General features: G+C 74.2%; 11 protein-coding genes. 10 read left to right on the top strand and 1 reads right to left on the bottom strand.

Annotated features, from left to right (window positions below):
* The first annotated feature begins 14 nt into the window (after positions 1-14).
* From ACQPXD_RS51785 to tsaE, 4 genes are read left to right on the top strand one after another with little or no spacing between them, the layout of a single operon-like run.
* Entirely contained in the window at positions 15-410 is a 396-nt protein-coding gene (locus ACQPXD_RS51785; RefSeq protein ID WP_432831857.1) for a holo-ACP synthase, read from the top strand.
* Positions 407-1,846, top strand: a complete 1,440-nt coding sequence (locus ACQPXD_RS51780) for an NAD(P)H-hydrate dehydratase (protein WP_432831855.1) — start codon at positions 407-409, stop codon at positions 1,844-1,846. Before ACQPXD_RS51785 ends, ACQPXD_RS51780 begins: the two co-directional genes overlap by 4 nt.
* 20 nt (positions 1,847-1,866) lie before the next feature.
* Positions 1,867-2,934, top strand: coding sequence for an alpha/beta fold hydrolase (locus tag ACQPXD_RS51775; RefSeq protein WP_432831853.1), 1,068 nt, complete (start codon positions 1,867-1,869; stop codon positions 2,932-2,934).
* Positions 2,931-3,404 carry a tRNA (adenosine(37)-N6)-threonylcarbamoyltransferase complex ATPase subunit type 1 TsaE gene (gene tsaE, locus ACQPXD_RS51770; RefSeq protein WP_432831851.1) on the top strand — a complete coding sequence of 158 codons (474 nt, stop codon included), beginning with the start codon at positions 2,931-2,933 and terminating at the stop codon, positions 3,402-3,404. The genes ACQPXD_RS51775 and tsaE overlap by 4 nt, the downstream gene beginning before the upstream one ends.
* A 716-nt stretch (positions 3,405-4,120) precedes the next feature.
* On the opposite strand, the gene ACQPXD_RS51765 is transcribed toward tsaE, so the two are convergent.
* Positions 4,121-6,193 carry an Hsp70 family protein gene (locus ACQPXD_RS51765; protein ID WP_432831849.1) on the bottom strand — a complete coding sequence of 691 codons (2,073 nt, stop codon included), beginning with the start codon at positions 6,191-6,193 and terminating at the stop codon, positions 4,121-4,123.
* A 134-nt stretch (positions 6,194-6,327) separates the two neighbouring features.
* Here ACQPXD_RS51765 and tsaB point away from each other — a divergent pair, with 134 nt between their 5' ends.
* From tsaB to ACQPXD_RS51735, 6 genes are all read left to right on the top strand, one after another.
* On the top strand, positions 6,328-6,981 hold the full coding sequence (tsaB, locus tag ACQPXD_RS51760) for a tRNA (adenosine(37)-N6)-threonylcarbamoyltransferase complex dimerization subunit type 1 TsaB (protein WP_432831847.1): 654 nt from the start codon (positions 6,328-6,330) through the stop codon (positions 6,979-6,981).
* Positions 6,978-7,418, top strand: coding sequence for a ribosomal protein S18-alanine N-acetyltransferase (gene rimI, locus ACQPXD_RS51755; RefSeq protein WP_432831845.1), 441 nt, complete (start codon positions 6,978-6,980; stop codon positions 7,416-7,418). The genes tsaB and rimI overlap by 4 nt, the downstream gene beginning before the upstream one ends.
* Positions 7,411-8,460: a tRNA (adenosine(37)-N6)-threonylcarbamoyltransferase complex transferase subunit TsaD gene (tsaD, locus tag ACQPXD_RS51750; protein ID WP_432831843.1), complete on the top strand. Its 1,050-nt coding sequence runs from the start codon at positions 7,411-7,413 to the stop codon at positions 8,458-8,460. The genes rimI and tsaD overlap by 8 nt, the downstream gene beginning before the upstream one ends.
* A 1,261-nt stretch (positions 8,461-9,721) precedes the next feature.
* Positions 9,722-9,979, top strand: coding sequence for a hypothetical protein (locus tag ACQPXD_RS51745; RefSeq protein WP_432844274.1), 258 nt, complete (start codon positions 9,722-9,724; stop codon positions 9,977-9,979).
* Between the two features lie 46 nt (positions 9,980-10,025).
* Positions 10,026-11,699, top strand: a complete 1,674-nt coding sequence (locus tag ACQPXD_RS51740) for an ABC transporter transmembrane domain-containing protein (protein ID WP_432831841.1) — start codon at positions 10,026-10,028, stop codon at positions 11,697-11,699.
* Entirely contained in the window at positions 11,699-13,423 is a 1,725-nt protein-coding gene (locus ACQPXD_RS51735; protein ID WP_432831839.1) for an ABC transporter ATP-binding protein, read from the top strand. Before ACQPXD_RS51740 ends, ACQPXD_RS51735 begins: the two co-directional genes overlap by 1 nt.
* The last annotated feature ends 11 nt before the right edge of the window (positions 13,424-13,434 follow it).

Genomic DNA, 13,434 nt, shown 5'->3' with positions numbered 1-13,434 from the left:
ACAGGGTTGTCCCTGTGATCGTGTCTGTCGGCATGGACGTCGTCCTCGTCGAACGGTTCTCCCACGCGCTGGCGCGCACACCGCTGCTCGCCGCGCGCCTGTTCAACGCCGCCGAGCGGGCCACGGCTTCCGGGAATCCCCGCTCGGCGGAGTCGCTCGCGGCCCGCTTCGCGGCCAAGGAGGCGGTGGCCAAGGCCCTCGGCGCGCCCGGCGGACTGCACTGGCACGACTGCGAGATCGTCACCGACCTTGACGGCCGGCCGTGGCTGACCGTCTCCGGCACCGTCGCACAGGCCGCCGCCGAGCGCGGGATCTCCCGCTGGCACCTGTCGCTGTCCCACGACGGCGGCATTGCCTCGGCCATGGTGGTTGCCGAGCGGGTGCCGACCGACCCGGGGAGCGCCGGATGAGAACCGCCTGGCGGGTCGCGCAGGTGCGCGCGGCCGAAGAGTCCGTCATGAAGATCCTGCCCGCCGGCGCGCTCATGCAGCGCGCCGCCGCCGCCCTGGCCCGCCGCTGCGCCGACACCCTGCCCAGGGTGTACGGCGCGCGCGTGCTGCTGCTGGTCGGGCCCGGCAACAACGGCGGCGACGCCCTCTACGCCGGCGAGCGGCTCGCCCGCCGCGGCGCCCGCGTGGAGGCCCTGCTCTTCGACCCCAAGCGCGTCCACCGCGACGGCGCCGCGGCGCTCTATGCGGCCGGCGGGCGGCTCATCGGCCCGGAGGAGCCGCCGCCCGACCGCGCCGACCTGGTCGTCGACGGCATCCTCGGCATCGGCGGCCGGGGCGGGCTGCGCGAGCCGGCCGCCGCCAGGGTCGCCGAGGTGTCCGGCGTCCTGCGCGGGGCGCCCGTCATCGCCGTCGACGTGCCCTCCGGCGTCGACGCCGACACCGGCGCGGTCACCGGCATGGCGGTGCGCGCCGACATCACCGTCACCTTCGGCGTGCTCAAGCCCGGGCTGCTCGTCGGCGCCGGCGCCGTACACGCGGGGATCGTCGAACTGGTGGACATCGGGCTGCACCCCGATGGTGACCCCGCGCTCTACGTGCCCGACGCGGACGACGTCGCCGCCTGGTGGCCGCGCCCGTCGGCGAACGACAACAAGTACTCCCGCGGCGTCGTGGGCGTCGCCACCGGCTCCGACCGGTATCCGGGCGCCGCCGTGCTCTCCGTCTCCGGCGCGCTGGCCGGCCCGGCCGGCCTGGTCCGCTACGCCGGCGCCGCCGGCAGCGCCGTGCGGTTCCATCACCCGCCGGTCATCGTGAGCGACCGGGTCGCCGACGCCGGCCGGGTGCAGGCCTGGGTCTGCGGCTCCGGCCTCGGCACCGACGAGCGCGGCTTCACCGAGCTGCGGGCGGTGCTCGGCGCCCCGGTGCCGGTGATCCTCGACGCCGACGCGCTCACCCTGCTGGTCAACGCCCGGATGGCGGACTGGCTGCGGGAGCGCGACGCGCCGACCGTGGTGACCCCGCACGACGGGGAGTTCCAGCGGCTCGCCGGCGGCGCGCCGGGCGACGACCGGGTCGCCGCCGCGGTGCACCTGGCCGAGCGGATGGACTCGGTCGTGCTGCTCAAGGGCGACCGCACGATCATCGCCACGCCCGACGGCCGGGTCTACGTCAACCCGACCGGTACCGCCGCCCTGGCCACCGGCGGCACCGGCGACGTGCTGGCCGGGCTGCTCGGCTCGCTGCTGGCGGCCGGGCTGCCGGCCGAACAGGCGGCCGCCGCCGCGGCCTACGCCCACGGGATGGCCGGCCGCCTCGCCGCCGAGCACGGCCCGGTGACCTCGGCCGACGTGGCCACCTACCTGCGCGAGGCGGTCGCGATCTTAACTGGGCGGTAACTACCGTTTAGGCTTTGTGTATGGGTACCGAGGTGGTCAAGAGCGGCAACCGCAAGCGCACGGCCGGCATCATCGGGGCCGTCGTGGGGCTGGCCGCCGCGGGGGTCGCCGCCGGGGTGGCCACCGAGCGGTACCTCGTCCGCCGCTCCAAGATCGCCGACGACCCCTACGCCGAGGAGGAGTTCGGCGTCTGGCACAGCGACGAGGAGCTCACCGTCACCACCGACGACGGCCTCGACCTGCACGTCGAGGTCGTCGACGGCCCCGGGCCGACCCTGGTGTTCGTCCACGGCTTCTGCCTCGACATGGGCACGTTCCACTTCCAGCGCAAGTACTTCGAGGGCAAGCACCGCATGGTCCTCTACGACCAGCCCGGGCACGGCAAATCGGGCAAACTGTCGAAGGGGGAGTACACGCTGGACTCCCTCGGCGCCGGCCTGCGCGCGGTGCTGCAGGCCACCGCGTCCACCGGCCCGATCGTGCTGATCGGCCACTCGATGGGCGGCATGACGATCATGGCGCTGGCCGAGCAGGTGCCGGAGCTGTTCGAGTCCCGGGTCGCCGCCGTCGTGCTGATCTCCACGTCCGCGGGCAAGCTCGACCAGGTCAACTTCGGCCTGCCCGAGGTCGTGGCCCGCTTCCGCCGCCCGCTGCTGCCGGTGCTCGGCTTCGCCGGCCCGATCAGCGCCGCCGTCATCGACCGCGCCCGCCGCGCGTCCACCGACCTGGCCTGGCTGCTGACCCGCCGCTACGGCTTCGGCACGGCGCGCCCCAGCCCGGCCCTGGTGTCGTACGTCGAGAAGATGAACTCGACGACGTCGACGGACGTGATCGCGCGGTACCTGCGCACCCTCTACACCCACGCCCGCCTGCTCGTCCTCGGCCCGCTGCGCGACGTGCCGGTGCTGCTCGTCTGCGGCGACAAGGACGTGTTGACGCCGCTGGCGCACACCTACGAGATAACGTCGGTCCTGCCGGAGGCGGAGCTGGTGGTGGTCCCCGACGGCGGCCATGTGGTGCTGCTGGAGCACGCGGACGAGGTCAACGACGCGATGGACATGTTCCTGACGAAGGTGCTGGACTCTTGAGAATCCTGGAGACCGTCGAGCAGACGAGGGACTTCGGCAAGACCTTGGCGGCGGTGCTGCGGGCGGGTGACCTGGTCGTGCTGACCGGGCCGCTCGGTGCCGGGAAGACCGCGCTGGCCCAGGGGGTGGGCGCCGGTCTGCGGGTCCGGGGGGATGTGACGTCGCCTACGTTTGTGATCGCGCGGGTCCATCAGCCTGACCCGGTCCGCGGCGGCACGCTGCCGATGGTCCACGTCGATGCCTATCGGCTGGGCAACGTCAAAGATCCTGTCGGCGAGGTGGATGCGCTGGATCTGGACGCGACGCTCGAGGACTCGGTGACGCTGGTGGAGTGGGGGGAGGGGCTGGTGGAGCAGCTCAGCGATGCGCACCTGGAGGTGCGGCTCGACCGGCGCGACGATGACTCTCGGGTGGTCGCCCTGATTCCGCGCGGCGGCGACTGGCCTGCTCGCGCGGCTGGCCTTGGCTGATGCCGTTTCCTTGCGGATAAATAGGTTTCCTTCCGGATAAATCCAGACACTTCGTGTCCGGATTTATCCGACTTATACCCCGTCGGGCGGTATATAGGCTCTCCGGGCCGTTCTCGGTTGTTGTGGCGACTTCGCGGCATTGAGTCTCCGGTGGCCAGGTGTGGCGCCCGGTTCCGCGCGTGGGCCGGGCGCTCCGTGCCGCAGCCTCGATCGGGGCGAACGGATGTTTCCGTGATCATGCCGCACCCGCTGCCGGCACCAAGGGTTTTTCATGATCGCGGAGTGGTGATGTACACCCGTGTACCGAAAGTCTCCGGGATCATGGCAAACCCGTGGTGCGGCCACCGCGTGCATCATGATCACGGAGAGTTCCGGCCCTCGGCTGCGCCTGCCGGGGCGCCCCGGCGGGGCGTCGCCTGCGACAGTGGGCCCATGTCGACGCCCCGGCACCCACTGCGTCAGCCGCACCCCGCGGCCGCCCGAGCGGTGGCGCCCGAGCGGTGGCGCCCGAGCGGTGGCGCCCGAGCGGTGGCGCCCAAGCGGCGGCGCCCGCACCGGACGCCTGACCGCCGGCGGCTGGTCGGGCGGGCTGGTGGATGCCGCCGTCAGGTGGGGCAGTCGGCCTGCTAACGGATCTTTCGCCTGTCAGGCGAAAAATCCGATAAATCCGGATGCGCCAGCATCTGGATTTATCGGCTAAGGCTGTGAGGCGGGGGTCAGGCGGGCTGGAGGACTTCCCAGACGTCGACCCAGGTGCCCTCCTCGTCGGTGCCGCGGGCCAGCAGGTGCCGGCCGGCGTGGCAGAACGCCGTGCTCACCGGGCGGCCCGGGGACAGGTCGGCGCGGAAGATCTCGGACTCCGTCTCCAGGTCGCGCACGGACAGCGTGCCGTCGAGGGCCGCGGCGCGCAGGCGGCCGTCGGGGCTCTCCATCGCCTCGGCGAACGCGTCCGCGCGGCTCGTCTCCGTGTAGCCGGTGAAGCGGCGCGGCAGGTCCTCGCCGACCACGCGGTCGAGGCGGGTGCCGGTGGCCAGGTCCCAGACGGTGGCCACGTCGCGGCGGTAGCGACCGACGCTCGCCGCACCCTCGCCGGTGCTGACGAGGCGCCATTCGGCCTCATTGAGCAGTACCGCATCGGGCTTGTGAACATCGGAGAAGCTGCTCGTCATTCTGCCGGTGAGCACGTCCCACACCGAGAAGTGGCCCTCGGCGTCCCAGGTGACGAGGGCGAGCTGGTGGCCCGGGCCTAAGGCCACCTGGCCGTGCAGGGGGCGGCCCGCGCCGCGGCCGGGGCGCAGCTCGGTGACCAGGGCGCCGGAGTCGATGGCGCGGACCTTGACGTACTCGCCGGTGCGCGAGCACTCGACCAGCATGCGGCGGTCCGGCATGAGCAGCCAGTCGCCGGCGACGCGCAGGTGGTGGCGCTTGGCCAGCTGGAACCGCTCGGCGCCGGCCGGCTCGATCCGCGCGTGCGCGGCCACGGCGCCGGAGACCACCATGCCGCCGATCTCGATGCGCTGTTCGAGCAGGATCCCCTCGGTACGCCCGGCAGAAAGATCGAACACTCGGTCGTCGGCGGTGCGGACCTGCGCGATGCGGGCGCCGCGGGTGTAGCCCTCACCCTCCTTGACCAGCCATCGCACCAGCCGGCCGCGCCCGCTCGGTATCGTCCACGACAGCGGCTCCACCCGCCAGGACGGCGGGTCGGCGGGCACGGCGCGGGACACCCGGGCACGCGCCCAGGCGGCGGCGCCGCGCAGGATGGCGAGCTCGGGGTCGGCGGGGCGGGTCACCGGGCGGCCCAGGTTGTTGTGCAGCACGGGGCCGGTGCTGGCCAGCCGGGCCGCGCCGCCGACCAGCAGCACGGCCGCAACCTCGGCCGGCGTGATCCCGGCCCGCGCCACGACCGCCCGGCAGCTGGCGACGAGCCACCTGGTGGCCGGCTCGGTGAGCTGGTCGAGCAGTCTGCGATCCATGCGGTACGCCGGGACGCCCGCCTCGACCTCGTCCGACGCCTCGGGCACGTCGGCGAGGCGGTGCTTGAGCCGGCGCACGATGTCCAGGGCGTGCAGATTGGCCCGCACGCTCGTGTCGCCGCCGGCCGCGAACGCGGGCTCCACCCACTCGGCGAGCGTGGATCGCAGGTCGGCGGCGAGCATGACGTCGATGTCCCGGCCGCTTCCAGAGCTTTCATAACTTTGCGGTACCGGCTGGCCGTGCTGCACCTGCGCCACCGTCGCCGTCCAGGTCGCGCCGAGGTCGCAGACGAGCACGTATCCGCCCTCGGCGACCTCGAGCAGCGTCATCGGGTCGAGTGCGGCGGCGGTGGCGTCGGACACGAGCTCCGCGTCGGGGTAGCCGGACATCGACGCGGCGGCGACCAGCGCCTCGCGGCGCGGATCGTGGGTGCGGTAGCCGGCGGGGGCGGTGAGGACGAGCCGGTTGATTTGGCCGTACCCCCGGCGGGCCTCCTCGATGATCGCGTCCAACGCCGTGCTGACCAGCTCCACGCCGTTGACCAGCTGGTCGCCGAGCCAGATCGGGGCGTTGGCGTCGATCGCCCGGCGGACGCCGTCGACATACTGGCGGGGGTACTGGTCGCGGGCCTGCTCGGCGGCCGTCCCGACGAGCAGCTGCGGGCGCCCGGCACCGGTGGCGAGGGTCGCGCTCCCGGGCCAGCGCAGCGCGCCGGTGACGGGCTCCCGGAGCGGGTGCAGCTGGTCGGGCAGGACGACGGCGGCGGACAGGGCCCACGACCCGATGTCCACGACCAGGATCGGTTCGGTCACGGTGATCTCCCGGCGTCGATCGGCCGATGCTATGGGCTGCTCGTTGCGCTCGCGTTAACGGATCGTGGTTGCGGCGTCGCACCGCCTCGGGTCGCCGGAGAAAAGTGTCACACCCCTCCTCTAAAGTTGGCCATGTGCTGGTGATGGTGTTGGACACGGCGACGGCGGCGGTGACCGCGGCGCTCGCGCGGGTCGGGGACGACGAGGTGACCGTGCTCGCCGAGCGGGTGACCGTCGATGCCCGCGGCGCCGGGGAGCTGCTCGCCCCCCAGATCGTTAGCGTCCTGGCCGACGGCGGGGCGGCGCCCGGCGACCTGGCCGCGATCGTGGCCGGCGTGGGCCCCGGCCCGTTCACCGGCCTGCGCGCCGGCATGGTCACTGCCACGGCGCTTGGCCACGCGCTCGCCATCCCGGTCTACGGCGTCTGCACCCTCGACGCGATCGGCCTCCGCCTGCCGGGTCGGGCGCTGGTCGCGACCGACGCCCGCCGCAAGGAGGTCTACTGGGCCGTTTACTCCGGCGGCGCCCGCCTGGCCGGCCCCGAGGTCGCCAACCCCGCGGCGGTCGCCCTCGACGGCATCGAGCGGGCGGCCGGCGACGGCGCGGAGAAGTATGCCGACGTGTTCGCCCTCGCGATCGACGGCCCGCGCTACCCGCCCGCGCTCGCGCTGGCGGAGCTGGCGGCCGAGCGCGTGCGGTCCAAGGCGCCGGGCGAGACGCTGACCCCGCTCTATCTGCGCCGTCCCGACGCGGCGCTGCCCGGCGCGCGAAAACCGGCACTGCCATGACGGTGGAGCTGGCCGAGCTGCGGTGGTTCCACATCGCCGAGCTGCTGCCGATCGAGGACGAGCTGTTCGGCGAGGAGCGCTGGTCGGCGGCCATGTTCTGGAACGAGCTGGCCAACGGCCACCACTACCTGGTCGCCGTCGACGGCGGACGGATCGTCGGGTATGCGGGGCTGGCGATCGCGCCGCCGGACGAGGCGTGGGTGCAGAACATCGGCGTGCGGCGGGAGGCACAGCGGCAGGGGATCGGGCGGCTGCTGCTGGAGGCGCTGCTCGCCGAGGCCGAGCGGCACGGGGTGCGGCAGGTCCTGCTCGAGGTCGCCGTCGACAACGCGGCGGCGCAGAAGCTTTATGCGCAGTATGGGTTCGAGGCCGTCGGCATCCGCCGCGGCTACTACCAGCCCAGCAATACGGATGCACTGGTGATGATGCGTGAGTAGCAAGACTGAGCCGCTGGTCCTCGGGATCGAGACGTCGTGCGACGAGACCGGGGTCGGGATCGTTCGCGGGCACACGCTGCTCGCGGACGAGATCGCGTCGAGCGTGGACGAGCACGCACGGTTCGGGGGCGTCGTGCCCGAGGTGGCCAGCCGCGCCCACTTCGAGGCGATGGTCCCGACGATGCAACGGGCGCTGGACAAGGCCGGCGTGACGCTGTCCGACGTGGACGCGATCGCGGTCACCGCCGGGCCGGGGCTCGCGGGGGCGCTGCTGGTCGGGGTCGCCGCGGCCAAGGCCTATGCGCTGGCCGCCGGCAAGCCGATCTATGGCGTCAACCACCTGGCCGCGCACGTGGCCGTCGACACCCTGGAGCACGGCGCGCTGCCGGAGCCGGCGATCGCGCTGCTGGTGTCGGGCGGGCACTCGTCGCTGCTGCGGGTCGACGACCTGGCCGGCCGGGTGGCGCCGCTCGGCGCGACGATCGACGACGCGGCCGGCGAGGCGTTCGACAAGGTGGCGCGGCTGCTGGGCCTGCCGTTCCCGGGCGGCCCGCCGATCGACCGCGCGGCCCGCGACGGCGAGGCGCTGATCCCGTTCCCGCGCGGGCTCACCGCCCCGCGCGACCTGGCCGGGCACCGGTTCGACTTCTCGTTCTCCGGCCTGAAGACCGCCGTGGCGCGGTGGGTCGAGGCCCGCCAGCGGGCCGGCGAGGCCGTGCCGGTCAACGACGTCGCGGCCAGCTTCCAGGAGGCGGTCTGCGACGTGCTGACGTCGAAGGCCATCGACGCCTGCCGCGAGCACGGCATCTCGACCCTGGTCATCGGCGGCGGCGTCGCGGCCAACTCCCGGATCCGGTCGCTCGCCCAGGAGCGCTGCGACAAGTTCGGCATCACGCTCCGCGTTCCGCGCCCCAAGCTGTGCACGGACAACGGCGCCATGGTCGCGGCCCTCGGCTCGCACCTGGTCGCCGCCGGCGCCGAGCCGGGGCACCTGGCCCTGCCGTCCGACTCGGCAATGCCGATCACCCTGGTCACGGCCTGACCCGCGCAACGTTCCCCAAGCGCGCCGCCACCCGACCGCGGCGCCGCGCGGGGCGAAGGCCGCGGTGGCCGGCCGGGCCGCACCGCCGGCCCCGGCCGGGCGGGGCAGCTGGCCGCGGGCGGCGCGGCGAGGCGGGCGGCGTGGCGAGGCGGGCGGCGTGGCGAGGCGGGCGGCGTGGCGAGGCGGCGCGGCGGCGAGGCGGCGAGGCGGGGCGGCGGCGGGGCGGCGAGGCGGGGCGGCGAGGCGAGGCGGGGCGGCGGGGCGGCGAGGCGGGGCGGGGCGGCGAGGCGAGGAGGCGGGCGGCTGGCCGGGCGGGTGGCGAGGCGGGCGGCTGGGCGGCCAGCGGACGTGGGGCGTGGCCAGCAGACGTCGGACCGGGCGGTCGGCCGGCCACGGACCGGCACCGGCACGGCCGTAACGCGTTGCGTTTGGCCGGGGCGGCCAGCCGCAGCCACCGTGTTCCGCCCGCGTCCCGCGTCGGCCCGCGCCAGCCGGGGATCGGCCCGCGTCGGGCGGGGATCGGCCCGCGTCGGGTGGGGATCGGCGCTGCTGGCCGCGATGCCCGCTGGTGACCACGTGGTGTCTGGCCTGCGCGTCCTCACGCCCTGGGGCGGTCGCGATCGGCGATCATGTTGCGCGCGGCGGGCGTTTGCACGCTGTGAAGCGCGGCGCAGGGACCGGAAGTCTCCGTGATCATGCGCAACCGGCGTCGACACCAACGGTTTTTCATGATCGCGGAGACTTGATGTACCCCCGTGTACCACAAGTCTCCGGGATCATGAAAAACCCGGTGTGCGGCCACCGCGAGCATCATGATCACGGAGACATATGTCCGGGGCCGGCCGTGTAGATCGGCTGGGGCGGCCGGCGGGTGCGGCGTCTGCCCTGCCGCGTCGGTTCGCGGGTCGGAGAGTGACCGCGGAGTGATGCACGGTGCTGCGTCGCCGGCGGCGGCACCGTGCTGGACTCGGAGGTGATCAGTGGGTTGGTCGAGCGCCTGGCCCGGACCGGCGCGCTGGGCGAGCTGGCCCCGCGCGAACACGAGGTCCTGGCGCGCGGGCGGTCCAACTCCGCGATCGCCGCCGAGCTCGTCATCCCCGAGCGGGCGGTCGACAAGTACATCAGGCGGATCTTCGGCGAGCTCAGCCTGCCGCCGGCGGACAGCGCCAACCGCCGGCTGCTCGCGGTGCTGCGCTATCTTGACGCCGGCCACCGATCTGCACCGAAGGGGAGTCGCAGCATGGGAGTAGAGTCCAGCGCCGTGATCGTGCGCATGTGGGAGGTCAGGGCGCACCCGGAGGCGTTCGGTGAGCTGCTGTCCTGGGTCTGCGAGGCCATGCTGCCCAAGGTCGAGGTGCATCCGCTGCATCTGAGCAGCGAGGTGTACTCCTCCACTGACCATCGGCTCGTCGTCATCTCCAAGTGGCGGGGGAGCACGCCGGAGGTGTTCGCCGAGCCGCCGTCGCATCTGGTCGCGCGCAAGCCGCAGTTCTGGGACTTCACGCAGGTCGACCGCTGAAAAATGTAAGGCGCGGCGGGCGGGTGCCGGATTACGGTGCTCGATTGTGCGCAGACTGCCCGAGTTCGTGCCGGGGGAGGCCGACAGTCGGTCGCCCGTCCGTTATCTGCTGTGGATCGCGCGGCGTCAGCTCCCGCTGATCGCCGGGGGCGTGTGCTTCGGCGTCGGGTGGATGGTCAGTCAGGCGCTCGTGCCGGCGGCGATCGGGGCCGGCGTCGACGCGCTGGCCCGCCACGACCGGCGGGGGCTGGTCCTGGCCGCGCTCGGGGTGCTCGCGCTCGGGTCCATGACCGCGTTCGCCGGGATCATGCGGCACCGGTTCGCCGTCTCGAACTTTCTCAGCGCCGGGTTCCGCACCATGCAGGTGACCGTCCGGCAGGCGGCCCGGCTCGGGGCGACGCTGCCGAAGCGGGCGGCGACCGGCGAGGTGGTCAGCATCGGCACCACCGACTTCGACCAGATCGGGCTGTCGATGGACATCACCGCGCGCGGCAGCGGGGCGATCGTCGCGATCGTGGTGGTGTCCGTGCTGCTCCTGCGCACGTCGGTGCCGCTCGGGCTGGTCGTGGTGCTCGGCGTTCCGGTGCTGGTCGCGGTGGTCGGGCTGCTGCTGCGGCCGCTGCACCACCGGCGGCGCCACCAGCGCGACCTCGCCGGGGAGCTGACCGGGCGGGCCGCCGACATCGTGGCCGGGCTGCGGGTGCTGCGCGGCGTCGGCGGGGAGTCCGTGTTCTCCCAGCGGTACCGCGCCGAGTCGCAGCGGGTGCGCTTCGCCGGCGTGCGGGTGGCGCGGGTCGAGTCGGTGCTCGAGGCGGCCCAGATCCTGCTGCCCGGGTGTTTCGTCGCGCTGGTGACCTGGCTCGGCGCGCGGTTCGCGGTGGCCGGGCGGATCAGCCCGGGCGAGCTGGTCGCGTTCTACGCCTACGCCGCGTTCCTGATCGCGCCGCTGCGCACGCTGACCGAGTTCGCGGACAAGGTGACCCGCGGCCTGGTGAGCGCGCGCCGGGTGGTCGACCTGCTGCGGATCGAGCCGGAAATTCAAGATCCCCCGGCGGTGGTACCGCTCGAGCTGGGCGACCTCGACGACCCCGACTCGGGGCTGGTGGCCGCCCGGGGCGCGTTCACCGCGGTCGCGGCCGTCCGGCCCGAGCACGCGGTGGCCATCGCCGACCGGATCGCGCTGCTGGAACCGGGGTCCTCGGCGCGCCTGCACGGAGTACCACTGCGGCATTTGGCTCTTGACGAGGTGCGGCGGGCGATCGTCCTCGCCGACAATGACGCGCGGCTGTTCCGTGGCCCGCTGCGTGACGAGGTCGGGGACGGGCACACGCTGGAGGCGGCCGCCGCCCGGGACATCGTGGACGCGCTGCCCGGCGGCCTCGACACCGAGATCGCCGAGCGCGGGCGCGACTTCTCCGGCGGCCAGCAGCAGCGGCTGCGGCTGGCCCGGGCGCTCGCGCTCGACCCGCCCGTGCTGGTCCTCGTCGAGCCGACCAGCGCCGTCGACGCGCACACCGAGGCGCGCGTCGCCGAGCGGCTGGCCGCCGCGCGGGCCGGGCGGACCACCGTGGTGTGCACGACGAGCCCGCTGCTGCTGGACCGGGCCGACACGGTCGCGTTCGTGGGCGCCGACGGGCGGGTCGAGGCCACCGGGGCGCACCGGGCGCTGCTGGACGGCTGCCCGGCGTATGCCGCCGTCGTGACCCGCGGGGAGGACTGATGCTGCCGGTGGCCGGGCGGGCCGAGGTGCGCGCCTACCTGCGCGGGCTCTTCACCGCCTACCCGCGGCGGCTCGCCCTGGTGCTGGCCCTGCACGTGCTCGCCGCGGCGGCCGGGCTGGCCGCGCCGCCGCTGCTCGGCGTGCTGGTGGAGCGGGTCGCGGCGGGCACCACCACGTGGACCGTGGACCGGATCGCGCTGGCGATCGCCGGGTTCGTGGTCGTGCAGTCGGTGCTGGTGCGCTACGCCCGGCTGGCCGCCGCGCAGCTGGCCGAGCAGGTGCTGGCCCGGCTCCGCGAGGAGTTCGTCGACGGGGTGCTCGCCGTCCCGCTGTCCACTGTGGAGAAAGCCGGCACCGGCGACCTGCTCAGCCGGGCCTCGCGCGATGTCTCGCAGACCTCCGAGTCGGTGCAGATGGCGCTGCCGCAGATCGCGGTCGGGCTGCTGCAGATGCTGCTCACGCTGGTCGCGGTGGCCCTGGTCGGGCCGATCCTGCTGGTGCCGGCGCTGGTCGCGGTGCCGCCGCTGTTCTTCGTCTCCCGCTGGTACTTCCGCCGCGCCACCCCCGGCTACCTGCGCGAGGGCGCGGCGTTCGCGCAGCTCACCGACGGGCTGACCGAGACCGTCGAGGGCGCCCGGACGGTCGACACGCTGCGGCTGCGGGCCCGGCGGATCGAGCGCACCCAGGAGCAGCTGGCCGGCACCTACGCGGCGGCCCGCTACACGCTGTCGCTGCGCACGGTCTGGTTCCCGATCACCGAGTTCTCCTACGCGCTGCCGGGCGTGGTGACGCTGCTGGCCGGCGGCTGGCTGGCGCTGGAGGGCCGGGTCGGCGTCGGCCAGGTGACCGCGGCCGTGCTGTACTTCGTGGCCATCATCGATCCGCTCGACACGGTCTTGAGCTACGTCGACCAGCTGCAGCTCGGGCTGGCCTCGGTCGCGCGGCTCGTGGGCGTGCGCGGCGCGGCGGCCCGGCCGGTGCCGCCGGGCGGGCCGCGGCCGGTCGACGAGGAGCTCGTCGCCAAGGACGTGCGGTACTCCTACGTCGACGGCCGGGACGTGCTGCACGGCATCGATCTGGCGGTCCGGCCGGGGGAGCGGCTGGCCGTCGTCGGGCCGTCCGGCGCGGGCAAGTCCACCCTGGGCCGGCTGCTGGCCGGCATCCACGCGCCCCGGGCGGGGACCATCGAGCTGGGTGCGGTACCGCTCGGCGAGCTCCCCCTCGACGAGCTGCGCGGCCACGTGGCCCTGGTCACCCAGGAACACCACGTGTTCCTCGGCAGCCTGCGGGAGAACCTGACGCTGGCCCGGCCCGGCGCCACCGACGACGAGCTGTTCGCCGCCCTCGCCACCGTCGACGCGCTCGGCTGGGCCACCGCGCTCGGCCTGGACGCCACCGACCTGTCGCTCTCGCCGGCGCAGGCGCAGCAGCTGGCCCTGGCCCGGCTGGTGCTGGCCGACCCGCACACGCTCGTGCTGGACGAGGCGACGTCGCTCATCGACCCGCGGGCGGCCCGGCACCTGGAGCGCTCCCTGGCCGGCGCGCTGGAGGGCCGCACGGTGATCGCGATCGCGCACCGGCTCTTCGCCGCGCACGACGCCGACCGGGTCGCGGTCGTGGAGGGCGGCCGGATCACCGAGCTGGGCAGCCACGACGAGCTGGTCGCCGCGGGCGGTGCCTACGCCGCGCTGTGGCGCTCCTGGCACGGCGCCCAGCCTCAGTGAAAGCCGTCAGC

This window comes from Dactylosporangium sp. CA-092794, assembly GCF_050948465.1.
Taxonomy (GTDB): domain Bacteria; phylum Actinomycetota; class Actinomycetes; order Mycobacteriales; family Micromonosporaceae; genus Dactylosporangium.
This window is presented reverse-complemented; position numbering and strand designations above follow the sequence as displayed.